The sequence below is a fragment of the Pseudomonas sp. BN606 genome, from assembly GCF_029873115.1.
Taxonomy (GTDB): domain Bacteria; phylum Pseudomonadota; class Gammaproteobacteria; order Pseudomonadales; family Pseudomonadaceae; genus Metapseudomonas.
In genome coordinates this window covers 128,485-151,795 of record NZ_SSOF01000028.1, presented here as the reverse complement: position 1 = coordinate 151,795, position 23,311 = coordinate 128,485, and the positions used below count along the sequence as shown (strand labels likewise).

General features: G+C 64.8%; 18 protein-coding genes. 10 read left to right on the top strand and 8 right to left on the bottom strand.

From position 1 onward, the window contains the following. The 4 genes from E8E75_RS02170 to metR all read left to right on the top strand — a co-directional run. Positions 1-1,234 (top strand): L-serine ammonia-lyase (locus E8E75_RS02170; protein WP_280357867.1); only part of this gene is annotated, 1,234 nt, incomplete at its 5' end. A 127-nt stretch (positions 1,235-1,361) separates the two neighbouring features. Then, on the top strand, positions 1,362-2,480 hold the full coding sequence (gcvT, locus tag E8E75_RS02165) for a glycine cleavage system aminomethyltransferase GcvT (RefSeq protein WP_280357865.1): 1,119 nt from the start codon (positions 1,362-1,364) through the stop codon (positions 2,478-2,480). A 104-nt stretch (positions 2,481-2,584) separates the two neighbouring features. Next, positions 2,585-3,559: a lipoyl synthase gene (lipA, locus tag E8E75_RS02160; protein ID WP_153920972.1), complete on the top strand. Its 975-nt coding sequence runs from the start codon at positions 2,585-2,587 to the stop codon at positions 3,557-3,559. 538 nt (positions 3,560-4,097) lie between these two features. Then, positions 4,098-5,015, top strand: coding sequence for a transcriptional regulator MetR (gene metR / locus E8E75_RS02155; RefSeq protein ID WP_120655036.1), 918 nt, complete (start codon positions 4,098-4,100; stop codon positions 5,013-5,015). 87 nt (positions 5,016-5,102) lie between these two features. Here metR and E8E75_RS02150 read toward each other — a convergent pair whose 3' ends face one another. The 4 genes from E8E75_RS02150 to E8E75_RS02135 form a co-directional block, all read right to left on the bottom strand. Continuing rightward, positions 5,103-6,461 (bottom strand): TolC family outer membrane protein, encoded by a 1,359-nt coding sequence (locus E8E75_RS02150; RefSeq protein WP_153920970.1) that lies wholly within the window; start codon positions 6,459-6,461, stop codon positions 5,103-5,105. 1 nt (position 6,462) lies between these two features. Beyond that, entirely contained in the window at positions 6,463-7,806 is a 1,344-nt protein-coding gene (locus tag E8E75_RS02145) for an HlyD family type I secretion periplasmic adaptor subunit (protein ID WP_153920968.1), read from the bottom strand. 6 nt (positions 7,807-7,812) lie between these two features. Beyond that, complete coding sequence (locus tag E8E75_RS02140; protein WP_120655033.1) at positions 7,813-9,549, bottom strand: type I secretion system permease/ATPase; 1,737 nt, start codon at positions 9,547-9,549, stop codon at positions 7,813-7,815. A gap of 345 nt (positions 9,550-9,894) precedes the next feature. After that, the gene (locus E8E75_RS02135; protein ID WP_153920966.1) at positions 9,895-10,536 is read right to left on the bottom strand and encodes a TetR family transcriptional regulator; all 642 of its coding nucleotides are present in this window, start codon (positions 10,534-10,536) and stop codon (positions 9,895-9,897) included. 204 nt (positions 10,537-10,740) lie between these two features. Here E8E75_RS02135 and E8E75_RS02130 point away from each other — a divergent pair, with 204 nt between their 5' ends. The 5 genes from E8E75_RS02130 (at position 10,741) to E8E75_RS02110 (ending at position 18,255) form a co-directional block, all read left to right on the top strand. After that, positions 10,741-11,883, top strand: coding sequence for an efflux RND transporter periplasmic adaptor subunit (locus tag E8E75_RS02130; RefSeq protein ID WP_120655031.1), 1,143 nt, complete (start codon positions 10,741-10,743; stop codon positions 11,881-11,883). 11 nt (positions 11,884-11,894) lie between these two features. Next, positions 11,895-15,029 (top strand): efflux RND transporter permease subunit, encoded by a 3,135-nt coding sequence (locus E8E75_RS02125; protein WP_153920965.1) that lies wholly within the window; start codon positions 11,895-11,897, stop codon positions 15,027-15,029. Then, on the top strand, positions 15,026-16,459 hold the full coding sequence (locus tag E8E75_RS02120; RefSeq protein WP_280357859.1) for an AdeC/AdeK/OprM family multidrug efflux complex outer membrane factor: 1,434 nt from the start codon (positions 15,026-15,028) through the stop codon (positions 16,457-16,459). Before E8E75_RS02125 ends, E8E75_RS02120 begins: the two co-directional genes overlap by 4 nt. Before the next feature lie 499 nt (positions 16,460-16,958). Next, positions 16,959-17,258, top strand: coding sequence for a hypothetical protein (locus tag E8E75_RS02115; protein WP_120655028.1), 300 nt, complete (start codon positions 16,959-16,961; stop codon positions 17,256-17,258). A gap of 298 nt (positions 17,259-17,556) precedes the next feature. Then, positions 17,557-18,255, top strand: a complete 699-nt coding sequence (locus E8E75_RS02110) for a transglutaminase-like cysteine peptidase (RefSeq protein ID WP_120655027.1) — start codon at positions 17,557-17,559, stop codon at positions 18,253-18,255. A gap of 83 nt (positions 18,256-18,338) precedes the next feature. On the opposite strand, the gene E8E75_RS02105 is transcribed toward E8E75_RS02110, so the two are convergent. From E8E75_RS02105 to E8E75_RS02090, 4 genes are all read right to left on the bottom strand, one after another. Continuing rightward, positions 18,339-19,313 (bottom strand): acetyltransferase, encoded by a 975-nt coding sequence (locus E8E75_RS02105; RefSeq protein WP_120655026.1) that lies wholly within the window; start codon positions 19,311-19,313, stop codon positions 18,339-18,341. Between the two features lie 16 nt (positions 19,314-19,329). Further along, positions 19,330-20,118: an SDR family oxidoreductase gene (locus tag E8E75_RS02100; RefSeq protein ID WP_153920963.1), complete on the bottom strand. Its 789-nt coding sequence runs from the start codon at positions 20,116-20,118 to the stop codon at positions 19,330-19,332. A 119-nt stretch (positions 20,119-20,237) separates the two neighbouring features. Beyond that, the gene (locus tag E8E75_RS02095; protein WP_153920961.1) at positions 20,238-21,419 is read right to left on the bottom strand and encodes a sulfotransferase; all 1,182 of its coding nucleotides are present in this window, start codon (positions 21,417-21,419) and stop codon (positions 20,238-20,240) included. Beyond that, on the bottom strand, positions 21,416-22,528 hold the full coding sequence (locus E8E75_RS02090; protein ID WP_120655023.1) for a DUF1214 domain-containing protein: 1,113 nt from the start codon (positions 22,526-22,528) through the stop codon (positions 21,416-21,418). The genes E8E75_RS02095 and E8E75_RS02090 overlap by 4 nt, the downstream gene beginning before the upstream one ends. A 258-nt stretch (positions 22,529-22,786) precedes the next feature. Between E8E75_RS02090 and E8E75_RS02085 the strand changes: the two genes are divergently transcribed. Then, positions 22,787-23,257 carry an SRPBCC domain-containing protein gene (locus E8E75_RS02085; RefSeq protein ID WP_120655022.1) on the top strand — a complete coding sequence of 157 codons (471 nt, stop codon included), beginning with the start codon at positions 22,787-22,789 and terminating at the stop codon, positions 23,255-23,257. Positions 23,258-23,311: the final 54 nt, after the last annotated feature.

Sequence of the window (23,311 nt, the reverse complement as noted above, 5' to 3'; positions counted from 1 at the left end):
CGAGCTGTACGGCTCCCTCGGCGCCACCGGCAAGGGCCACGGCAGCGACAAGGCCGTGCTGCTCGGCCTGGAAGGCGAACAGCCGGACACCGTCGATACCGAACGAGTGGACGAGCGCCTCGCGGCCATTCGCCAGCGCGGCGAACTGCGTCTGGGGGGCGAGAAACCCATCCACTTCGTGGAAAAGGAACACCTGGCGCTGATCCGCAAGCCGCTCCCCTACCACCCCAACGGCATGATCTTCCGCGCCTTCGATGCCGCCGGCATCCAGATCCGCGCGCGCGAGTACTACTCGGTGGGCGGCGGCTTCGTCGTCGATGAGGAAGCCGCCGGCCTGGATCGCATCGTCGAGGACCGCACGCCGCTGCCCTACCCGTTCAAGACCGGGCGCGACATGCTCGCCCAGTGCAGCGCCAGCGGGCTCGCCGTCAGTGGCCTGATGCGCGAGAACGAGAAGGCCTGGCGCACCCCCGAGGAAACCAGCGCCGGGCTGATGAAGATCTGGCAGGTGATGCAGGACTGCGTCACCACCGGCTGCCGCAAGGAAGGCATCATGCCCGGCGGACTCAAGGTCAAGCGCCGCGCCGCCGCGCTCTACCGCCAGCTCAGCGAACACCCGGAGGCCAGCCTCAAGGACAGCCTCTCGGTGCTCGACTGGGTCAACCTCTATGCCCTCGCGGTGAACGAGGAAAACGCCACCGGCGGCCGCGTGGTCACCGCGCCCACCAACGGCGCGGCCGGCATCGTCCCGGCGGTGCTGCACTACTACAGCCGCTTCGTGCCCGGCGCCAACGACGACGGCGTCGAGCGCTTCCTGCTCACCGCCGCCGCCATCGGCATCCTCTACAAGGAGAACGCCTCCATCTCCGGTGCCGAAGTCGGCTGCCAGGGCGAGGTCGGCGTGGCCTGCTCGATGGCCGCCGGCGCCCTCTGCGAAGTCCTCGGCGGCACCCCGCAGCAGGTGGAGAACGCCGCCGAGATCGGCATGGAGCACAACCTCGGGCTGACCTGCGACCCGGTCGGCGGCCTGGTCCAGGTGCCCTGCATCGAACGCAACGCCATGGGTTCGGTGAAGGCCATCAACGCCGCGCGCATGGCCTTGCGCGGTGACGGCCAGCACTTCATTTCGCTCGACAAGGTGATCCGCACCATGCGCCAGACCGGTGCCGACATGAAGAGCAAGTACAAGGAAACCGCCCGCGGCGGCCTCGCCGTGAACATCATCGAATGCTGAAGAGCACCTTCTCCCCAGCCCTCTCCCGCACGCGGGAGAGGGAGCTTGTCTCCCCTCGCCCTTCAGGGAGAGGGGCCGGGGGAGAGGGCTGCCCCAACCCGCACCGACTTTTGCTTTGGAGCCTTACATGACCGACCTCGCCAAGACCCCGCTGCACGCCCTGCACCTCGAACTCGGCGCCCGCATGGTGCCCTTCGCCGGCTACGACATGCCGGTGCAATACCCCCTCGGCGTGCTCAAGGAACACCTGCACACCCGCGAGCAGGCCGGCCTGTTCGACGTCTCGCACATGGGCCAGGTCATCCTGCGTGGCGACAACGCCGCCCGCGCCCTGGAGAGCCTGGTGCCGGTGGACATCCTCGACCTGCCGGTGGGCACCCAGCGCTACGCGATGTTCACCGACGAGAACGGCGGCATCCTCGACGACCTGATGGTCGCCCGCCTGGCGGACGACACCCTGTTCCTGGTGGTCAACGCCGCCTGCAAGGAACAGGACCTGGCGCACCTCAAGCAACACCTCGCCGAGCAGTGCGAAATCGAATCGCTGTTCGACTCCCGCGCCCTGCTCGCCCTGCAAGGTCCGGCGGCCGCCGCGGTACTCGGCCGCCTCGCCCCGGAAGTGCAGAAGATGACCTTCATGCAGTTCGGCAGCGTGCGCCTGGAGGGCGTCGAGTGCTACGTCAGCCGCTCCGGCTACACCGGCGAGGACGGCTACGAGATTTCCGTGCCCGTGGCCCAGGCCGAAGCCCTGGCACGCACCCTGCTGGCCCAGCCGGAAGTCCAGCCGATCGGCCTTGGCGCGCGCGACTCGCTGCGCCTGGAAGCCGGCCTGTGCCTCTACGGCCACGACATGAACCCCGCCACCACCCCGGTGGAAGCCAGCCTGCTCTGGGCCATCTCCAAGGCCCGCCGCGCCGACGGCCTGCGCGCCGGCAATTTCCCTGGCGCCGGCCGGGTCTTCGCCCAGCAGCGCGATGGCGTGCCGAGCAAGCGCGTCGGCCTGCTGCCGCAGGAACGTGTGCCGGTGCGCGAAGGCGCCGAGATCGTCGACGCCGACGGCACGGTGATCGGCCGCGTTTCCAGCGGTGGCTTCGGCCCCAGCCTGGGCGCCCCGGTCGCCATGGGCTACGTGAGCACCAGCCATGCCGCCGTGGACAGCGAGGTCTGGGCCCTGGTGCGCGGCAAGCGCGTGGCGATGAAAGTGGCCAAGACGCCCTTCGTGCCGCAGCGTTACTACCGCGGCTGAAGGCTGGTGCCTTCCTTGAACGGGTAGGAGCGAGCTCTGCTCGCGAACAGCTTCGCGAGCAAGCTCGCTCCTACGAAAATCGCCCGAGCCTTCGGAGCAAGAGCATGACCGAAACCCAGATCCCTCCTCGTCCACAGCCCTTGCAAACCGGCGTGAAGCTGCGCGGCGCCGAGAAGGTCGCGCGCATTCCGGTGAAGATCATTCCCACCGAGGAGGTGCCGCGCAAACCCGACTGGATTCGCGTGCCCATCAGCGCCTCGCCCGAGGTCGCACGCATCAAGCAATTGCTGCGCAAGCACAAGCTGCACAGCGTTTGCGAGGAAGCGTCCTGCCCGAACCTGGGCGAGTGCTTCTCCGGCGGCACCGCCACTTTCATGATCATGGGCGACATCTGTACCCGTCGCTGCCCCTTCTGCGACGTCGGTCATGGCCGGCCGAAGCCGCTGGATGCCGACGAGCCGAAGAACCTCGCCATCGCCATCGCCGACCTGCGCCTGAAATACGTGGTGATCACTTCGGTAGACCGCGACGACCTGCGCGACGGCGGTGCCCGGCACTTCGCCAATTGCCTGCGCGAGATCCGCAAGCTGTCGCCGGGCATCCAGCTGGAAACCCTGGTGCCGGACTACCGTGGCCGCATGGACATCGCCCTGGAAATCACCGCCAGCGAACCGCCGGATGTGTTCAACCACAACCTGGAAACCGTACCGCGCCTCTATCGCTCTTCGCGTCCGGGGTCGGATTTCGAGTGGTCGCTGGACCTGCTGCAGAAGTTCAAGCAACGGGTGCCCCGTGTTCCGACCAAGTCCGGCCTGATGCTCGGTCTGGGCGAGACAGACGAAGAAGTGATTGAAGTCATGCAGCGTATGCGTGAACACGAGATCGACATGCTCACCCTTGGTCAGTACCTGCAACCGTCCCGCAACCACTTGCCGGTGCAGCGATTCGTCCATCCCGACACTTTCGCCTGGTTCGCCGAAAAGGGCGCTGAGATGGGGTTTGCGAACGTGGCATCCGGCCCGCTGGTTCGTTCCTCGTACCACGCCGACCAGCAGGTGCATGGCAGGAAGATCAGCTGATCCTGCAGCTCTCCAGGACAAGTGTTCCAAACGCTGCGCCACCTGATGCGGCCCTCTCCCCCGGCCCCTCTCCCGCAGGCGGGCGAGGGGTGACTCGCGCCGATGAGGGACAAACCCCTCTGAAGCCACCAGCGGCCTGACATTGAGTAACGAAGGTGGGGCAGCGACCCTGCGCCTTCAGCAGGCCGAGCGGAATCGTTGCAGAGGGGACGAACGGCATGGATGCCGCGAGAGGCGTGTGGGGCCATGGATGGCCCCTCGCGCCGTGCCCCTGGAGCAAGGCTGGAGTGAGGGGAGTTTGGCGAAGGCAAACGGGGACGCCGAGTTCCGGATGCAGGGGCAAGTTTTTTGGTTCCTTTTCGACGATTGGAAAAGGGAATCGCCCGGCAAGGCGAAACAGAAAGCCTCCGCAGAACTGGATCAGCAACCTGGCTCGAATTGCAGCAGCAACACCAAAGACGGCTGTCGACAGCCCCTGCAACTTGAGACAAACTCAACAACTTCGCGTTTCTCTAAAATTCCGCTCATGGAGGCCGCCATGCTCGAGCTTCGCCACCTCAAGACCCTGCACGCCTTGCGCGAGGCCGACAGCCTGGTGGAAGCCGCAGAACGCCTGCACCTCACCCAGTCCGCCCTCTCCCACCAGTTCAAGGAACTGGAAGAGCGCCTGGGCATGCAGCTGTTCGTGCGCAAGACCAAACCGGTTCGCTTCACCAGCGCCGGCCTTCGTCTACTGCAACTGGCCGACAGTCTGTTGCCGCAACTGCGCAGTGCCGAGCGTGACCTGGCACGTCTGGCTGGAGGAACCGCCGGCCGACTGCACATGGCCATCGAGTGCCATAGCTGCTTCCAGTGGCTGATGCCCACCATCGACCAGTTTCGCGATGCCTGGCCGGAAGTGGAGCTGGACCTGGCGTCCGGGTTCTCTTTCGCCCCCCTGCCCGCCCTGGCCCGCGGTGACCTGGACCTGGTGGTGACCTCCGATCCGGTGGACCTCGCCGGCATCACCTATGTGCCGCTTTTCACCTACGAGGCCCTGCTGGCCGTGGACAACCAGCATGCCCTGGCGAGCAAGCCGTTCATCGTCCCCGAGGACCTGGCCAGCCTGACCCTGATCACCTACCCGGTGGAGCGCGATCGCCTGGACATCTTCACGCGCTTCCTGGAACCGGCGGATGTGGAACCCGCTCAAGTGCGCACGTCGGAGCTCACGGTGATGATGATGCAACTGGTGGCCAGCGGCCGTGGTGTCTGCTGCCTGCCCAACTGGGCGCTGCACGAATACAGCTCACGGGGCTATGTAACGGCCAAACGCCTGGGTGAGAAGGGTTTGTACTGCACGCTGTTCGCGGCGATCCGCGCCGACATGCTGGACGCCCCGTTCATGCGCGACTTCCTGCTGACGGCCAAGGACACGTCGTTCGCCACCCTGGAAGGGGTAAGCGCGGCGCGTTGATGAGTGAGATTGAGGTCTTTCAAGCCATAGCCCGGATGAAATCCGGGCACCCCGCCCGGTTTCCCCGGATTGCATCCGGGCTATGTGTTACTCGCTTGGAACGGTCGGATGCACCGGAATAGCCGGGCCCAGATAGGCATTGGCCTGCTGGATATCGTCCTCGCCCAGCGACCCCACCGACGCCGCCAGGCGCAAGCGCGACAGCAAATAGCGCAGCTTGGCCTCCAGCAGGTCCCGACGGGCGATGAAGGCCTGTTCCTCGGCATTGAGGATGTCCAGGTTGGTACTGGTACCGGCCTGGAAGCCCTTGCGTGCGGACTCCTGGGCCCGCTCGCTGGACACCACCGCGGTCTCCAGGGCGCGTACCCGTTGCTCGCCACTCTGTACCCCACGGAACTCGCGGGTAGTTCCGGACAGCACTTCCTCGCGGCTGGAGTTCAGCTGGTCGTTGGCCAGCTCGCGGTTAGCCGAAGCCTGGCGCACCTGGGCGCTGGTGGCGCCGCCGGTGAAGATCGGGATACGTAACTCCACCCCGACAGAACCGTATTTGTTGGTCTGGTTCTGGGTCGAAACCGAGTCGCTTTCCGTATCGTTGTAGGCGGCGACGAAATCCAGGGTCGGCCAATGTCCCGCTTTGGCCCGATCCACCTCGTCGACCGCGATATCCAGGCTACGGCTGCGGGCGATGATGGTTGGGTTGTTGGCCCGCGCATCGTTGATCCAGTCCTGCAGGGTCGGTGGCTCCAGCGGCGGCGTGGGGAACTCGGTACGCAGGGTGGACATATCCTCTGGCAGCACGCCAAGCAGCTCCTGCAGCAGGCGTCGCGCCACCAGCAGGTTATCTTCGGCTTCGATCAGCTCGGCCTTGGCCAGGTCGCGTCTGGCAGACGCCTGGTCGACGTCGATCACGGTACCGTCGCCCAGTTCGAAACGTCGCTTGGCGGCCTTCACCTGGTTCTCCAGGTTCTTCAGCTTGACCTCGGCCAGATCGATGGTTTCCAGCGCCAGCAGCACGGCGAAATAACGGGCGGCCAGGCTGACCGCCGATTCCTGGGTCTTGGCGTCGAACACCGCATCACTGAACAGGGTGCGTTGCTTGCCCTGGCGGTACTCGGCCATCCGCTGCTTGTTGAACAACGGTTGGCGCAACTCCACCACCGCCCCCTTTGAGTCGTACTCCAGGTCGCTCTCCACGGAGTTGCCCAGGACATTGTCCTGCTCGCTGGTGCCGTCCACCCGTTTCCAGTAGGCGGTACTGCTGATGTTCGGCAGCAGGCCGGCCTTGCCCAGTTCCTTGTATTCCTGGCCGGCCTGGCGTTCATGCACCGATGCCAGATAGGTCGGTCCCTGGGTCTGGTAGACGCCCCAGGCTTCGCTGAGGTCCATGGCCGTCGCGGGCATGGCGACGGCTCCGAGCAAACCGGCAATGGCCATCCGGGCTCTCATTTCACTGCTCCTTGAATGCGCTTCCGACACGACCCAGCAGCGGTTTCATCAGGTAACTCATCAGGCTGCGTTCACCGGTCTTGATGGTCACGGTGGCCGGCATGCCTGCCCGGATATTGTTTGGCCCAAGCATCCGCATGCCCTCTTCGGTCACTTCCACCTGGGTCAAGTAATAGGGCTGTTTGCTGGCTTCGTCCACCAGACGGTCAGCGGCGACTGTCATTACCCGTCCTGGAATGTTCGGGGTCTGCGCGTGGTTGAAGGCCGGGAAGGTGATGTCCACCGCAAGCCCCGGCACCATCTTGTCGATGGCCTGCACCGGTACCTGGGCGTCCACCTGCAGGGGTTCCTTGTCCGGTATCACGTCCATGATCCGCGCACCGGGTTGAATGATGCCCCCCACGGTGGCGATGTCCAGGCCCAGGACGATGCCGTCGATGGGCGAACGGATAACCGTGTTTTCCACCTGGTAGTCCACCGAACGCAGGCGCTCGCCCAGGGAGGTGGCTTCCTTCTGCACGTCGGTCAGCTGGGATTCCACTTCCTTCTGGAAGTCCTGCTCGCGTTGGAGGATGCGCAGCTTGAGTTCGGCGATCTGGTTCCGGGTGCGACCGATGTCGGCAATGTTCTGCGCCATGGAGCCATTCAGCTCCGAAGCATTGCGTTCCAATTCGAGCATGCGGTTGCGCGGGATGTAACCTTCGGCGGCCAGGCTGCGCACACCTTCCAGCTCCTGACCCAGCAGGCTCGACTGACTGGCACGGGTGGCCTGGACCTGGCGCAGGCCCTTGAGCTGCTCTTCGGCACCGTTGAGGTTCTCGTGGAGGATGCCGATCTCACCCAGCAGCGCCCTGCGCCGGGTCTGGAACAGCCGCTGCTGCAGAGCGATGGATTCCATCAGGCGTGGGTCGCCGGCGTAGCGCTCCAGCAGTTCCGGGGCGAAGGTCACGGTGTCGGCGCCATCGCGCTCAGCGACCAGGCGATCTTCCACGGTCTTGGCGACGATGTACTGGGAGCTCAGGGCGCCCTGCTCGGCGATCGCCTGGGTCGGGTCCAGGCGCACCAGTTCCTGGCCGGCGCGCACCTTGTCGCCTTCGCGCACGAGGATGGCGTCCACCTCGCCGCCGGTGAGGTGCTGTACCGTCTTGCGCGCATTGGTGACGTTGACCGTGGCGTTGGCCACGACGCCGGCGTCCAGCGGGGCCAGCACGGCCCACACCAGGAAGCCGCCGAATCCGGCCAGCACCATCCAGACACCCCAACGGGCCGGTCGAGTGTCATCCATGTCCACCTGTGTCGGTTGTTCGACCGGTACCAGGGCCTTGCTTTCGCTTGCCGCTTGCATGATCGATTACTCCTTGGCGCGCATGGACGCGAGGTTTGGCGTGCCCACGGAGGGCATGACGCTGGCCTGGCGCAGTGCTGAGAAGACCTCGTCACGAGGACCGAACATCTGCATGCCGCCGTCGCGCAGCAGCAGGACCTTGTCCACCGTGCTGAGCACGCTGGGGCGATGGGAAATCAGGATCAGCGTCTTGCCGCGCTTCTTCAGGTCGAGGATGGCTTCAACCAGCGCTGCTTCGCCCACGTCGTCGAGGTTGGCGTTGGGCTCGTCGAGCACGATCATCGACGGATCGCCATAAATGGCCCGGGCCAGGGCGATGCGCTGCTTCTGTCCGCCGGAGAGCGGGCTGCCGTCGAGGCCAAGGGTCGTGTCGTAACCCTTGTCGAAGCGCAGGATCATCTCGTGTACCCCGGCACGCTTGGCCGCCAGGATCACCTCTTCGCTGTTCACCTCGCCGAAACGGGCGATGTTGTCGGCAATGGTGCCCTCGAACAATTCCACATCCTGAGGCAGGTAGCCGATCCAGGGACCAAGCTCTGCCTTGTTCCACTGGAAGATATCGGCACCGTCCAGGCGCACCGTCCCCGCTTGCGCCGGCCAGACACCAACCAGCAACCGGGCCAGGGTCGATTTGCCGGCGGCCGACGGGCCGATGATGCCGAGCGCTTCACCCGGAGCCAGGCCGAAATTGACCCCACGCAAGATGGTGGTGGTGCCGCCGGGCGCCGTGGACATGGCCTGTTCCACCGACAGCGCACCCATGGGTTTGGGCAGTGCCATGGCGTCCTTGCGGGCGGGGAAGTCCGCCAGCAGCTTGGACAGCCGCTCCCAGGAGGCGCGAGCGGAGAGCAACTGCTTCCATACGCCGATGGCCTGCTCCACCGGTGCCATGGCGCGACCGCTAAGCACCGAACTGGCGATCATCATCCCCGCGGTGATCTCGCCCTTGATCGCCAACAGCGCGCCGGCGCCCAGGATCAGCGACTGCAGGGTGATCCGCACGAAGCGGCTGGCACCGTTGATATAGGCGGCGCGGTCCGAGGCCAGAGTCTGCTTCTCCAGGATGCGCTGATGGCTGCTGTACCAGCGCTCGCGAATCGCCGGCAGCATGCCCATTGCCTCGATCACCTCGGTATTGCGCAGGTTGTTGTTGGCGAAGGAACCGGAGGCCATCGAGGCCTGGTTGGCTTCCATCAACGGGCCACGGGTGACCACCTCGGTGAGCAGCGCCAGGCCGAAGAGAATGACCGAGCCGACCAGGGTGACGATGCCCAGCAAGGGGTGCACGAGGAAGATCACCAGCAGGTAGATGGGCGTCCAGGGCGCGTCGAAGAAAGCGAACAGGCCATTGCCGGTAAGGAATTGGCGAACCTGGGACAGGTCCTGGAGAGCCTGGGCCGGATTGCCACCGGCGCGGCGCAGGTTGCGTTCGAAGGAGGCGTTGAAGATGCGCTTGTTCAGACTCATGTCCAGCCGGTTGCCAAGGCGGATGAGCACGGTAGAACGCACCACTTCCAGCAATGACATGAGCACGTAGAGCCCGAGCATCAGCACCGTCAGCATCACCAGGGTAGTGATGTTGCTGCTCGCCAGCACACGGTCGTAGACCTGCAGCATGTAGAGCGCCGGCGCCAGCATCATCAGGTTGATGACGCCGCTGAACCCGCCGATCACATAGAAAGTGTGGCGCAGGCGATTCAGGGCTTCGGACAGTTCTGTACGGGGCTGCGAGAAATTCTTCATCTCGGCGCTCCATTGAAGGAGTGATGGGTTCGGCCCTGGTGCGGCCGCCTTTTTATAATTCGAGCCCCTGGAGCGAAAACGGCGCTGCCCCCACAGAAGCCTACACACATCCTTAGCCAAGACTCTGACGCACCGCCAGCCTGGAACCCCTCCTGCCGGACGGTTGCGGGATTAACCCCGACCGACGACATGGGGCACTCTGGCGAGAGCGCTTCTCATCAAGGTCGAAAGCCTTGTTCTAGAGCGGCTTTACCCACTTTTGGGGAAAGTGCGGAGGGGCGAAGAAGACGCCAGGAAAGCGAAACTGGCGCCGGATAAATGACACAGAAGGGTAAAGGCGAGATTTCAGGCGCTTCTGACCCGCAGCGCCGGGCTGAAAGTCAGCATGTCCATCAGGCTGTTAACCAGGCTTTCCGCCTCGTCCGCCAGGGAATAGCCGTTGGGCACCAACAGCCAGTTGGTCTGGATGCCTTCGATATAGGCATGCACGCTGACGGCGGCACGGCGGCAGTCCAGGTCACTGGGCAACTGGCCTCGACTCACTGCGTTGCGCAGTGCCTTGGCGATCCGCTCGTCACACTCCGCGCTGAGGTCCTGCATCTGCTGGCGCAGGTCGCCCAGTTCCTCGGTGTATTCCACCTTGAAACGGAGGATCTCGTGGATGCGCCGGCTCTGCGGGTCCAGCTCCACGCGTTTGAGCAAGCGCACCAGCAACTGGTGCATGCGCCCCAGCGGGTCGGGTTCGTCTTCGCTCTCACTGGCGCGGGCGAGTTGCTCCAGGGGCGTGTGGATGCGTTCGAGCATGGCCTGGAACAGGTCGTTCTTGTTCTCGAAGTGCCAGTAGATGGCGCCTCGACTCACACCGGCAGCAGCAGCGATTTCCGCCAGCGAAGCGCGGGAAACACCCTTTTCGTGAAATACCCGCTCGGTGGCGTCGAGTATCTGCACGCGGGTTTCTTCGGCTTCTTCTTTGGTGCGTCTGGCCATTCGCCACTGGTACCTATCTGATTGCTAACAAAAGAAAAATCCTCTTACCGCAGTAATAAATTCTGACATCGGCAACAGAAGATTCAATTTACAAACATTCACGCATGTAAGTATATTCATACACCTTCGCAAGAATCCAGAACCTGCCCTGCGCCTAGCTTTCCTTCCGAAAGCTGAACCCCAGAAAAAATGAGGTCCCTTCAGATGCCCATGAAGCCAGCCTTTGCCGCCTTGGTTTCCGCCATCGCACTGGCCACGCTCGCCCTGACCGGCTGCCAGGAAGCCTCGGCTCCCCCGCCCGCCCAGACGCCCAAGGTCGGCGTCGTCACCCTACAGCCCCAGAGCTTCACCCTGACCACCGAACTCCCCGGCCGCACGAGCGCCTACCGCATCGCCGAAGTGCGTCCGCAGGTCGACGGCATCATCCAGAAGCGCCTGTTCACCGAAGGCAGCGAGGTCAAGGCCGGGCAGCAGCTCTATCAGATCGACCCGTCCGTCTACTCCGCCACCTTCAAGAGTGCCCAGGCGAGCCTCGCCTCGGCACAGTCCCTGGCGGATCGTTACAAGGACCTGGTCAGCGACCAGGCCGTGAGCAAGCAGGCCTACGACGAGTCCCAGGCCGCTCGCCTGCAGGCCGAGGCTGCGCTGGAGAAGGCGAAGATCGACTTGCGCTACACCAAGGTGCTGGCCCCCATTTCCGGACGTGTCGGCCGCTCGGCGGTCACTGAAGGCGCGTTGGTGAGCAATGGCCAGACCCTGGCCATGGCCACCATCCAGCAGCTCGACCCGATCTACGTCGACGTGACCCAGTCCACCAAGGACCTGCTGCGCCTGCGCCGGGAAATGGCCGAAGGCCAACTGGAGAAGGCCGGTGCCAGCGGCGCCAAGGTGTCCCTGCTGCTCGAAGACGGCAGCGAGTACCCGCACAAGGGCAGCCTGGAGTTCTCCGAAGTCTCGGTGGACGAAGGTACCGGCTCGGTGACCCTGCGCGCAGTCTTCCCCAACCCGGAGCACAACCTGTTGCCTGGCATGTTCGTCCACGCCCGCCTCGGCTCGGCGGTGAAGCAGGAAGCCATCCTCGCGCCGCAGCAAGGCGTGACCCGCGACCTCAAGGGACAGGCCACTGCCATGGTGGTGAACGCCGAGAACAAGGTCGAACTGCGCCACCTCAAGGCCGAACGCACTGTCGGTGACCGCTGGCTGGTCAGCGATGGACTCAACCCCGGCGATCGCCTGATCACCGAAGGCCTGCAGTTCGTGCGCCCGGGCGTCGAAGTGAATGCTGCGCCGGCGACCAACGTGGCTGCCCAGCAACCCGCGGGTGACAACCTGGCCAAGAGCCACTGAGGAGCCCATAGATGTCGAGATTCTTCATCGATCGCCCGATCTTCGCCTGGGTGATCGCGCTGGTGATCATGCTCGCCGGCGGCCTGTCCATCCTCAAGTTGCCGATCAACCAGTACCCCAGCATCGCCGCGCCTGCGGTCGGTATCCAGGTCAGCTACCCCGGTGCCTCGGCGCAGACGGTGCAGGACACCGTGGTGCAGATCATCGAGCAGCAGCTCAATGGCATCGACGGCCTGCGCTACATCTCCTCGGAGAGCAACTCCGACGGCAGCATGACCATCACCGCCACCTTCGAGCAGGGCACCAACCCTGACATCGCCCAGGTGCAGGTGCAGAACAAGCTCCAGCTGGCCACCCCGCTGCTTCCGCAGGAAGTGCAGCAGCAGGGCATCCGCGTGACCAAGGCGGTGAAGAACTTCCTGCTGGTCATCGGCGTCGTGTCCGAAGACGGCAGCATGGACAAGAACGACCTGGCCAACTACATCGTCTCCAACATCCAGGACCCGATTTCGCGGACCAAGGGCGTGGGTGACTTCCAGGTGTTCGGCGCCCAGTACGCCATGCGCATCTGGCTGGACCCGGCACGACTGAACAACTACCAGCTGACGCCGGTGGATGTGAAGACCGCCATCCAGGCGCAGAACGTACAGATCTCCTCCGGCCAGCTCGGCGGCCTGCCCGCCTCCCCCGGGACCCAGCTGAACGCCACCATCATCGGCAAGACCCGCCTGCAGACTCCCGAGCAGTTCGGCAACATCCTGCTGAAGGTGAACCGCGACGGCTCCCAGGTGCGCCTGCAGGACGTGGCGAAGATCGAACTGGGCGGCGAGAACTACAGCATCAGTGCCCAGTTCAACGGCAAACCGGCCTCCGGCATGGCCATCAAGCTGGCTACAGGCGCCAACGCCCTGGATACCGCCAAGGCTATCCGCGCCACCATCAAGGAGCTGGAACCCTTCTTCCCCGCCGGGATGAAAGTGGTCTTCCCCTATGACACCACCCCGGTGGTTTCCGCCTCCATCGAGGGCGTTATCCACACCTTGGGCGAAGCCATCGTCCTGGTGTTCCTGGTGATGTTCCTGTTCCTGCAGAACTTCCGCGCCACCATCATCCCGACCCTCGCGGTGCCGGTGGTGCTGCTCGGCACCTTCGGTGTGCTGGCGATGTTCGGTTTCACCATCAACACCCTGACCATGTTCGCCATGGTGCTCGCCATCGGCCTGCTGGTGGATGACGCCATCGTGGTGGTGGAAAACGTCGAGCGGGTGATGGCCGAGGAAGGCCTGTCGCCGCTGGAAGCCACGCGCAAATCCATGGGCCAGATCCAGGGTGCGCTGGTGGGTATTGCCCTGGTGCTCTCGGCGGTGTTCCTGCCGATGGCCTTCTTCGGTGGCTCCACGGGCGTGATCTACCGACAGTTCTCCATCACCATCGTCTCGGCCATGGCCCTGTCGGTGCTGGTCGCACTGATCTTCACCCCGGCCCTGTGCGCCACCCTGCTCAAGCCCATCGCCAAGGGCCACCATGAGAAGCGCGGCTTCTTCGGCTGGTTCAACCGCAGCTTCGACCGCAGTGTGCAGAGCTACGAGCGCGGCGTGCGTGGCGTGCTCAAGCGCAAGGCGCCCTACCTGATGCTCTACGTGGTGATCCTGGTCGCCATGGGCTGGCTGTTCACCCGCATCCCTACCGCCTTCCTCCCCGAGGAAGACCAGGGCGTGCTCTTCGCCCAGGTGCAGACGCCGTCCGGCGCCAGCGCCGAGCGTACCCAGGTGGTCGTGGACCAGATGCGCGAATACCTGCTGGAGAACGAGAAGGACACCGTGAAGTCCGTGTTCACCGTCACCGGTTTCAACTTCGCCGGTCGCGGCCAGAGCTCGGGCATGGCCTTCATCATGCTCAAGCCGTGGGAAGAGCGAACTTCGGAAGGCCAGAGCGTGTTCGACCTGGCCCAACGTGCGCAGCAACACTTCTTCAGCTTCCGCGATGCGATGGTCTTCGCCTTCGCCCCGCCGGCAGTGATGGAGCTTGGCAACGCCACCGGCTTCAACCTGTTCCTGCAGGACCGCGCCGGCGTCGGCCATGAGGCGCTCAACGCGGCCCGTGACCAGTTCCTCGAACTGGCGGCGAAGGACCCGGTACTCAACCGCGTGCGCGCCAACGGCCTGCGCGACGAGCCCCAGTACCAGCTGCTGATCGACGACGAAAAGGCCCGTGCCCACGGGATTTCCCTGTCCGACATCAACAACACCGTATCCATCGCCTGGGGTGCCAGCTACGTAAACGACTTCATCGACCGTGGTCGGGTGAAGAAGGTCTACCTGCAGGGCGAACCCGAAGCACGGATGAATCCGGAAGACCTGAACAAGTGGTTCGTGCGCAACGATCAGGGCCAGATGGTGCCGTTCAGCGCCTTCGCCAGTGGTGAATGGACCTACGGCGCGCCCAAGCTGGCCCGCTACAACGGCGTGCCGGCGGTGGAAATCCTCGGCGAGGCCGCTCCGGGCCACAGCTCGGGTGAAGCCATGGCCGCCGTGGAAGAGATCGCCAAGCAGCTGCCGGCGGGTGTCGGCTACTCCTGGACCGGTCTCTCCTACGAGGAACGCCTGTCCGGCTCCCAGGCCCCGGCCCTCTACGCGTTGTCGTTGCTGGTGGTGTTCCTTTGCCTGGCGGCGCTCTACGAGAGCTGGTCGATTCCGTTCTCGGTGATGCTCGTAGTGCCGCTGGGTGTGATCGGTGCACTGATGTTCACCAGCATGCGTGGCCTGTCCAACGACGTGTTCTTCCAGGTGGGCCTGCTCACCACCATCGGTCTCTCGGCGAAGAACGCGATCCTCATCGTCGAGTTCGCCAAGGAGCTGCACGAACAGGGCAAGAGCCTGTTCGACGCCGCCGTGGAAGCCTGCCGCATGCGCCTGCGCCCGATCATCATGACCTCGCTGGCGTTCATCCTCGGCGTGGTGCCCCTGGCCATCTCCAACGGTGCCGGCTCCGGCAGCCAGCACGCCATTGGTACCGGCGTGATCGGCGGCATGCTCACCGCGACCGTCCTGGCCATTTTCTGGGTGCCGTTGTTCTACGTGCTGGTCTGCTCGCTGTTCAAGGACAAGGCGAGCAAGGCTGCGATCAAGAAGGAGGCCCTGCAGTGAGGCGTTCCCTGATTTCCCTGGCCATCGCCGCGACCCTGCTCGGTGGCTGCTCCATGATCCCCGACTACCAGCGCCCGGAGGCGCCGGTAGAGAACGCCTGGCCCGAGGGCGAGGCGTACAGCCAGGGCGAGGCCCAGGTGAGCACCGCCGCGGCCGACCTGGACTGGAACGAGTTCTTCCAGGACCCTGCACTGCGCCAACTGGTGCAGCTCGCCCTGGACAACAACCGCGACCTGCGCACCGCCGCGCTGAACGTCGAGGCCTATCGTGCGCTCTACCGCATCCAGCGTTCCGAGCTGTTCCCGAGCATCTCGGCTGACGGCGGCGGCACCCGCCAGCGCCTGCCCGGCTCTCTGAGCCAGAGCGGTGAGGCCACCACCAGCGGCCAGTACAGCGCCACCCTCGGCACCAATGCCTGGGAGCTGGACTTCTTCGGCCGCCTGCGCAGCCTCAACGAACAGGCGCTGGAACAGTACTTCGCCACCGAACAGGCCCGCCGCAGCACCCAGATCAGCCTGGTGGCCTCGGTGGCTACCGCCTACCTCGACTGGCAAGCCGACCAGGCCCTGCTGCAACTGACCCGGGACACCCTGAAGACCTACGAGGAAAGCTACGCCCTCACCAAGCGCAGCTTCGACGTGGGCGTTGCCGATGCCCTCGCGCTGAGCCAGGCCCGCACCGCCGTGGAAAGCACCCAGGTCAGCCTGGCGCAGTACACCCGCCTGGTGGCCCAGGACCGCAACGCACTGACCCAACTGGTGGGTACCGGCATTCCGGCGGACCTGCCCAAGGGCCTCGCGCTGGACGCCGACCTGCTGGCCGAAGTACCGCCGGGATTGCCGTCCGACCTGCTGCAACGCCGTCCGGACGTGGTCCAGGCCGAGCACCTGCTCAAATCGGCCAACGCCAACATCGGCGCGGCACGCGCGGCGTTCTTCCCCAGCGTCAGCCTGACCGCCAACGCCGGCACCATGAGCAACGAGTTGTCCGGCCTGTTCGATGCCGGCTCGGGCAGCTGGCTGTTCCAGCCGAGCATCAGCCTGCCGATCTTCACCGCCGGTCGACTCAAGGCGAATCTCGATTACACCGAGCTGCAGAAGGACATCCAGGTGGCGCAGTACGAGAAGGCCATCCAGGTCGCCTTCCAGGAAGTCGCCGACGGTCTCGCCGCACGTACCACCTACCACCAGCAACTGGACTCCCAGCGCGCCCTGGTGAAGACCACCGAGGAGTACTACCGCCTCGCCGAACGCCGCTACCGCACTGGCGTAGACAGCTACCTGACCCTGCTGGATGCACAGCGTCAGCTGTTCAACGCCCGTCAGCAACTGATCGGCGACCGCCTCAACCAGCTGGCCAGCGAAGTGAACCTCTACAAGGCCCTTGGCGGCGGCTGGAAAGAGCATGGGGAACATTCCCCGAACGCTTGATCCGCGACTCCCCAATCCTCACGGACGAGGAATCCACGCGGCGCCCCTGTCCTTCTTGGCGGGGGCGTATTTTTTTGGCTCTCTCGCCGTTAAGTGTTGCCAGAAAGTCCTGAGCCAAGCTGCTTACCGAGTGCTGCAGAAGTTTCTGGTTTCGCCTCCCGGCGCGTCTCTTTTGGCAGTCGTCGGAATGCCGCTCCACCCAAAAGATGCCAAAAGGGCTCCCTCCTGACGTTTCCGCCAGGGGTCAGGCCAGTGTGTGCCTCCGGATGGCTTGTACTCACCGGCTCGAGTCACCCCTCGCCCGCCTGCGGGAGAGGCGCCGGGGGCAAGGTTCAAAAACGGGCATAAACTCCGGAAATCCCCATGCCAATCAAAGCCTTGCAAAAGCCCACCGGTCCATTTTCCAACCACCTATCCGGGTTTCTCCGCGCGTTGTAATAAAAGCCGATGCTGTCCGTCCAACACGTGGGGGACGAGTTGGAAACAAGAGGACACGACGATGAAATCGACATTCAGCACAACGACCCTCAGCGGCCTGCTTCTGGCCCTGGCGGTGACAACGGGACCGGTTACGGTCCTCGCGGAGAATGGAAGCGACCGCCTGGACGACTACCGGATACGCAACCAGCAACTCCTGCAAATGAGGGAGGATTCCAGCGAGAGTTTCACCAGAATGGTCCAGGAAGAACCCACCGCGTCCGGCCCGAGTTACCAGGACGACGGCATGCGCTCCAGCGGACGGCAGATGCCCAAATACCAGTCGCTGATTCATCAGCAACGAGTCGAGTTCGGTAAATAACCGGACTCACCGCCCGTCGGATGCGCGCACGCCCTGCGCCCCCGACGGGCAGAAGGACATCCCGCTTTCCGACAACCGGCACTGGGCGCCAGATCCCGTTCCAGAGCTGTCCTTCCCGCTTCACGCTCCCGCAGCACGTGCCGTGCATCCCCTGCCGCTTGCGGCACCGACCGCACTGATCCTAGTGTTCCCACATCCCTGAACCGGCGGAGGGTGTTCCCTATGCCGGTGATTCGTTCAACGGATTGATCCACCATAGAACCCGGCTCCGGCCGCTTTCCCCTGGAGAGTCAAACCGTTGCAGAAGCCCGCTCCTCGCCGCTTCGGCGTACCCCTGTCCTGGCAATTACTCACGCTCGCCGTTTTCAGCGGCGCCCTGCTGTTGGGTGCTGGCGACGCCAGGGCCGCCTGGAGTGTCGACCCGGTGCTGCGCAAGGCGGAAAAACGCTTCGGCCGCAGCGGTCCGGCCAAGGACCGCCTGCACGCCTGGCGCGACCTGCTGGAAACCGGCCACCGCCTGACCGAGCGACAGCAGCTTGAAGCCGTCAACCGGCAGATCAATCGCCAGGTGCGCTTCACCGACGACAGCGCTCTCTGGCAGCGTCGCGACTACTGGGCCACGCCCGTGGAAACCCTGGCCAAAGGCGCCGGGGACTGCGAGGACTTCGCCCTGGCCAAGTACTTCACCCTGCTGCAGCTGGGCGTTGACCCAAGCAAGCTGCGCATCACTTATGCGCGAGCCCTGGAGCTGAACCAGGCGCACATGGTGGTGACCTACTACGAAACCCCGGATGCCGAGCCGCTGGTGCTGGACAACCTGGTGGACGACATCCTCCCCTCCTCCCGACGCAAGGACCTGGCCCTGCGCTACGCCTTTGATGCCGACGGGCTCTATGCGATGAAGGGCGGCGCACTCAGACGCGTCGGCAACACCGCCGAACTTCCCTTCTGGCAGGGCCTGTTGGCAAGGATGGAGCGGGACGGTTTCGCGCTGTAGACAGCGCGTCTCCGAAGGCGCCGCCGCGCATCGTTGGCGGAACGTCGCACGATGCCCATCCCGCGATTCGCATGCACGCCAAGCTACCGCGCCGCGCCAGGAAAGCTGCCAAGGAAGACATCAGCGAACTGCTGCAACGTCCCGGCTGGCAGACGGTTGATGCCAGCGGCGCGCTTGCGCCCCCCTCCACCATCGAAGCCCCGGCAGAAGGCATCCGCTTCCAGGCTGGCTCCGGCGGGTACTCGCAGGCTGAATGTCCAATCCCCGTCGGCCCGCGCGCTCAACAGGCCAAGTGCGCGCTGCGGGTCCCGCGATGCCAGCTGGTTAGCCAGCACCCCGCTTACCCGTCGCGCCCAGGGTTCCTCCGGCAAGCGGTAAAGCGTCGCGCCATTCCCGGCATACCAGGGGTCGAGTCGGGCAGCCGCCGCCATATCAACCGCGTAGCCGTCACGCAAGCGGGCGAAGCTGGCGCCGAGCCGAATGAAGTCCAGTGGGTCTTCATAGGGCGCCAGCTCCGCCGCCAGCATCAGCGGATCGAAATGCAGGTCGTCCAGACTGTCGCCATAAGCGTTGTAGTTCAGCAGCAAACCCAGCTCTTCCAGTGCGCTGATTTCCGCCGGTTCCAGGCCGTGGAGCCCGGCCAGGGCCCTGGCCGGTCCACTCATGCCGTCACCGAAAGCCGCCACCACCGCCCAGCGATGGAAGCGCCCCGCGAGGAAGCGATTCACCAGCAGGCCAGTACAGACGTCGGTCGCCGTGTCGATGAAAGACTCGAACGCCGGGTGCGCGGGCAGCTCACCGGCGAAGTGGTGGTCGAAGTAGCGGATGCGCGCACCAGCACCGAGCAGGCGCAGGACATCCGCGCGATTCTGCTCATGGGAGATGTCCAGCACCGTGACCCGCCCACCCGGACTGGGCGGCACCCGGTCGAGCAGGCGGATGTCACGTTTCACACCACTGACCAGGCGCACATCCGCATCCAGTTCACCCGCCAGGCGCAACTGCTGCAGGGCGCAGAGCCCGTCGGCGTCGCCGTTGAAGGCACAGTGATCGAGCATCTTCCTCTCCCCGTGCTCAGCGCATCAGCTCGCCGCCGTTGGAATCCAGCTGCGCGCCATTGATGGCGCTGGCGTAGTCGGAGACAAGGAACAGGGCCGCGCGGGCGCACTCCTCGTCGCCCGGCATGCGCCCGCCGGGAATACCCGCACTGAACTCCGCTCGCACCTGTTCTTCGCTGACACCACGCGCTGCTGCGGCCGTGCGCACATGGGCGTGCACCGGCTCACCCCACATCCAGCCACAGGCCAGGCCATTCACCCTCAGGCCGTGCCCAGCCAGCTCGGAGGCCAGATAACGCACCGCCACCGCCAGGCTGCCCTTGGAAATCGCATAGGCGCCGCCGCCTGCGTAGGGCTTGAATACGCCCAGAGTGCTGACCATGACGATGGCACCGGTTCCTTGCGCCTTCATGTGCGGTAGCACCGCCCGAGTCAGGTGCAGCGAGCCGAACAGGTTCACATCCAGGGCTTCCTGGAGCAGTTGGTCGGTACAGCCTTCCAGGGACTCGAAACCACCATGGGCATAAGCGCTATTGACCAGGGCATCGATGCGTCCGAAGCGCTCCACCGTTGCCTCGGCGAATCTGCGACAGGCGTCGGGATCAATCACGTCGGTGCACATCCACAGCACCTGGCAATCGGTACCCAAAGCGCGGATGCGTTGCTCCGCCTCGCGCAGGCGCGCTTCATTGCGGGCGCAGATCGCCACGGCGCGAGCACCTTCACGCGCCGATTCGAGCGCGAGCTTGATGCCCATTCCCGGGCCGATCCCGGAGATCATTACAACCTTGTCGTTCAGCAGCATGTTCGTGTCCTTTTGTTGTTATCGATCTGCTTTTTTCGTAGGAGCGAGCTTGCTCGCGAATTCGGAGGCTGCTTCGCGAGCAAGCTCGCTCCTACACACAAGAACCGGCACCGGCCTGTTCAGGCGAGGTGGCGGGCGCGGTAGTCGCCGTAGTCGCGTTGCAGGCGCGCCTCATCGAGGCCGAAAGTCGCCGGGTCGTACTGGTGCGCCGCACGTTGTTCGCGACCATTGCGCGAGAGCCAGTCCACCATCGCAGCGCGCACCACAGGCGTCAGCTCCAGGCCTGCGAATCGATAGATGCGTTCGGCCACGCCCAGCGGGTCGGCCACCGTGTCTTCGAAGTGCAGGTCGAAGAACGCACTGGCAGGGTGGTTTTCGCGCACCGTCATGCTGTGGCGCAGAGCTCGGGCCATGCGGCTGTTCCACTGCTCGCCGACCTCGGCCGGGTCAGCCTGGTCGCTGTATATCTGCCAAAGGGTGTGGATGAAGCTCGCCAGCGATGGAACGGTCTTGCCCGGGTCCCTGTGGGTGAGGATCACCTGCGCTCGCGGGAAGACTTTCAACAGGATTTCAAGGGTGTGCAGGTGCTGTGGGCTCTTCAGCAGCCAGCGGCGCCCCGGTGCTATACCGCGGCGCGCCTGCTGCCATTGCAGGAACTGCAGCATCTTCTTCAAGTACGCGTAGACCTGAGTCTGGTCCTGGCGGTCGAGCCAGGCTGTGTAGGCCGGCACATTGACGTAGGAATCCATTGCGCAGAGGAATGAATGCTCCATGAGCATGAACTCTTCATCCGGCTGCTCGGCGTCCAGCGGATGGATCGCCAGGATCTGCGGCACGAACTCGATCATCGCGGCGACCTCGGCGCGGGCCCGCTCGATTCGCACTCGCGGCTGCTCCAGGGTTTCGCCGCCCAGCGGCGCCGGGTAGCGGGTCTCCCACCACTGCGCCTTGCTGAACTGGGGGTCCACCGACAGCAGGCGCTGCAACAGCGTGGTGCCAGTGCGCGGCAGGCCGACGATCACCAGCGGGTCGTCGATGGGTTGCTGGAGGATCTCTGGATAGCGCTTGCAGTGATCCTCGATCACCAGTCGATTCACCAGCTGCGCCACCAGCTTTTCCCGAAGCAACGCCTTGCCTTGCGCCGACAGCCGGGCCTCGTTGTGCAAGGCATCCTCCAGCACCTGGAGCGCCTCGCGGTAGTTACCCGGGCCGAAGTCATCGAGCCCCCCGGCACGACTGCTGGCTTCGGCCAGCAGGCTGTCCAGGGAGAAATCGTCACCTGCGGGAATGAGGCTGGTCATTGCAACTCCTTGAGGTGGTCGAGCTTGACCACCCGCGTGGTGGGATGGACGGGCTGGCTGGCGCCGACCCAGCGCATGCAGAAGGTACCCTCTGCGTGGCCAGCGGTTTCCAGCCAGTTGGGCAGGCCGGGGTCGCGGTGGCTCAGCACCATGCGCAGCCCGTCGCGTGCGTCGGCTTGCGCGGAATGCTTGTTCAGGCAGATGCGGTGGTGGCGGTAGTCGAGGGACTCCATCCAGTAGTTGTTGATCTGCAGATTCCAGAAGTCGCAGTCCGGCAAGCGGTCGACCTCGATCAGCAGGGCCTCGTCATCCGCCAATGACCAGTAGCCGTGGTAGTAGAAGATGTTCGGGTCGCCGCCCACCGCCTGGCACAGTTTCTGGTCCGCCGGCGGCAGCTGGTTGGCATGGGTCTGGTAACCCTGGGCCCAGTCGGCGAACAGGCGCGCGGTGTTCTCGACGAAGCTGGCGACGCGTCCCAGGCTCTGCTGCAAACGCTCGGCGCCCAGCGGTTCAGGCTTCTGCTGGCTGTCCAGACGCTCGATGCGCAGCTGCGCAGGCTGCTCGCTGGCACGGTCGAGGAAAGTCTGACGAACGATCAGTGCATTGCTCTCGGGCTCCAGGCGCAACCAGTTGCCTCCTTGCGCGGGTTCCTGGCCGAGGATGATCTCGAAGCTGCCGTCGGCCTCGAGTTGCAGCTGGCTGGCATCGATGAAGCCCGTCTGGATCATCTTGCCGTCGCTTTCGTAGCCGCCCTTCTGGGTACCGAAGCTGAGGTAGGAAACGCTGCCCCGGTTGCCGCTGACCCGGTACTGACGCTCACCATTGAGGCGCGCGTACTGGTAGAGGTTGTCCGGGTTGTCGGCGCCGATCTTGGCCGTCTCGTGGGAGGGCGAGAAGAAGCCGGGAAAGTCCGGGTCGGCGAACTCAAGATGCATCTCCAGGGCGATGCGCAACAGGCGGGTCAGGTAACGAAAGCCCTCCGCGCGGGTCTGTGCGTCAGCCGGCGCCTCGGCCCGCAGAACCTGCTCGCCGGCACGCCTGAGCTGATCGCAGAAGTCGTTCCAGACCTGTCCGCTCACTACCTGCTGTTCGATTCCATCTGTGGCCATCTCGCTCTCCTCTGGTCCGGCGGCACACCCGCCACGGGACAAACCTTAGGGAGAGCGGGATCGAGGATTCTTCGTCTGGGCGGACTAATAACGTAGGAGCCCGCTTGCTGGCGAATGCGGGTTGGTTTCGCGAGCAAGCTCGCTCCTGCAGTTCAGCACCAGCTAGTCCACCCGGACGAGGAACTGGAGACAGCGGGCGCGGAGCATCGGCCAGATCGGCGCCGCACGGTGCGGTGCCTGTATTCCGAGGAGTCCCCGATGCCTGATGAAAAGAACCTGGTGAGATCGCTGACCGTGGACATCGCCGCCCCCGCCGAACTGGTCTGGTCGGTCCTGGTAGATCTTGACCGCTACCCCGAATGGAACCCCTTCACCGTGAAAGTGGAGTCCAGCCTGCTGCTCGGCGAGCCAGTGAACCTGTACCTGCCCGACCCCGCACGCCCCGGCGAGCTACTGCGCGTGATCGAGCAGCTCGCCAGCTTCGAACCGCCGCGCCTGCTGGCCTGGGAGATGCACGCCAGCGCGAGCAATCCCGATGCCGCGCGCCGCGAGCAGGTGATCGAGGCCACCGGAAAGGAGAGCTGCCGCTACCACACCACCGACCTGTTCCTCGGCCCGACCGCCGACCAGGTGATGGCGCTGCACGGTCCCTGGGTCAAGCAGGGCTTCGATGCGGTGGCCCTGGCGGTCAAGGCGCGCGCCGAATCGCTGTTCGCAACGGAGCGCTGAAACTTCGTCCGCTCAGACGAAGAACCCCCGGCGACGCATTCCCTACCGTGGAAA

Excerpts from the sequence above, each read along its gene's own strand:
- gcvT (WP_280357865.1), top strand. The coding sequence starts at position 1,362 with ATGACCGACCTCGCCAAGACCCCGCTGCACGCCCTGCACCTCGAACTC.
- lipA (WP_153920972.1), top strand. The coding sequence starts at position 2,585 with ATGACCGAAACCCAGATCCCTCCTCGTCCACAGCCCTTGCAAACCGGC.
- metR (WP_120655036.1), top strand. The coding sequence starts at position 4,098 with ATGCTCGAGCTTCGCCACCTCAAGACCCTGCACGCCTTGCGCGAGGCC.
- E8E75_RS02150 (WP_153920970.1), bottom strand. The coding sequence starts at position 6,461 with ATGAGAGCCCGGATGGCCATTGCCGGTTTGCTCGGAGCCGTCGCCATG.
- E8E75_RS02145 (WP_153920968.1), bottom strand. The coding sequence starts at position 7,806 with ATGCAAGCGGCAAGCGAAAGCAAGGCCCTGGTACCGGTCGAACAACCG.
- E8E75_RS02140 (WP_120655033.1), bottom strand. The coding sequence starts at position 9,549 with ATGAAGAATTTCTCGCAGCCCCGTACAGAACTGTCCGAAGCCCTGAAT.
- E8E75_RS02135 (WP_153920966.1), bottom strand. The coding sequence starts at position 10,536 with ATGGCCAGACGCACCAAAGAAGAAGCCGAAGAAACCCGCGTGCAGATA.
- E8E75_RS02130 (WP_120655031.1), top strand. The coding sequence starts at position 10,741 with ATGCCCATGAAGCCAGCCTTTGCCGCCTTGGTTTCCGCCATCGCACTG.
- E8E75_RS02125 (WP_153920965.1), top strand. The coding sequence starts at position 11,895 with ATGTCGAGATTCTTCATCGATCGCCCGATCTTCGCCTGGGTGATCGCG.
- E8E75_RS02115 (WP_120655028.1), top strand. The coding sequence starts at position 16,959 with ATGAAATCGACATTCAGCACAACGACCCTCAGCGGCCTGCTTCTGGCC.
- E8E75_RS02105 (WP_120655026.1), bottom strand. The coding sequence starts at position 19,313 with ATGCTCGATCACTGTGCCTTCAACGGCGACGCCGACGGGCTCTGCGCC.
- E8E75_RS02100 (WP_153920963.1), bottom strand. The coding sequence starts at position 20,118 with ATGCTGCTGAACGACAAGGTTGTAATGATCTCCGGGATCGGCCCGGGA.
- E8E75_RS02095 (WP_153920961.1), bottom strand. The coding sequence starts at position 21,419 with ATGACCAGCCTCATTCCCGCAGGTGACGATTTCTCCCTGGACAGCCTG.
- E8E75_RS02090 (WP_120655023.1), bottom strand. The coding sequence starts at position 22,528 with ATGGCCACAGATGGAATCGAACAGCAGGTAGTGAGCGGACAGGTCTGG.
- E8E75_RS02085 (WP_120655022.1), top strand. The coding sequence starts at position 22,787 with ATGCCTGATGAAAAGAACCTGGTGAGATCGCTGACCGTGGACATCGCC.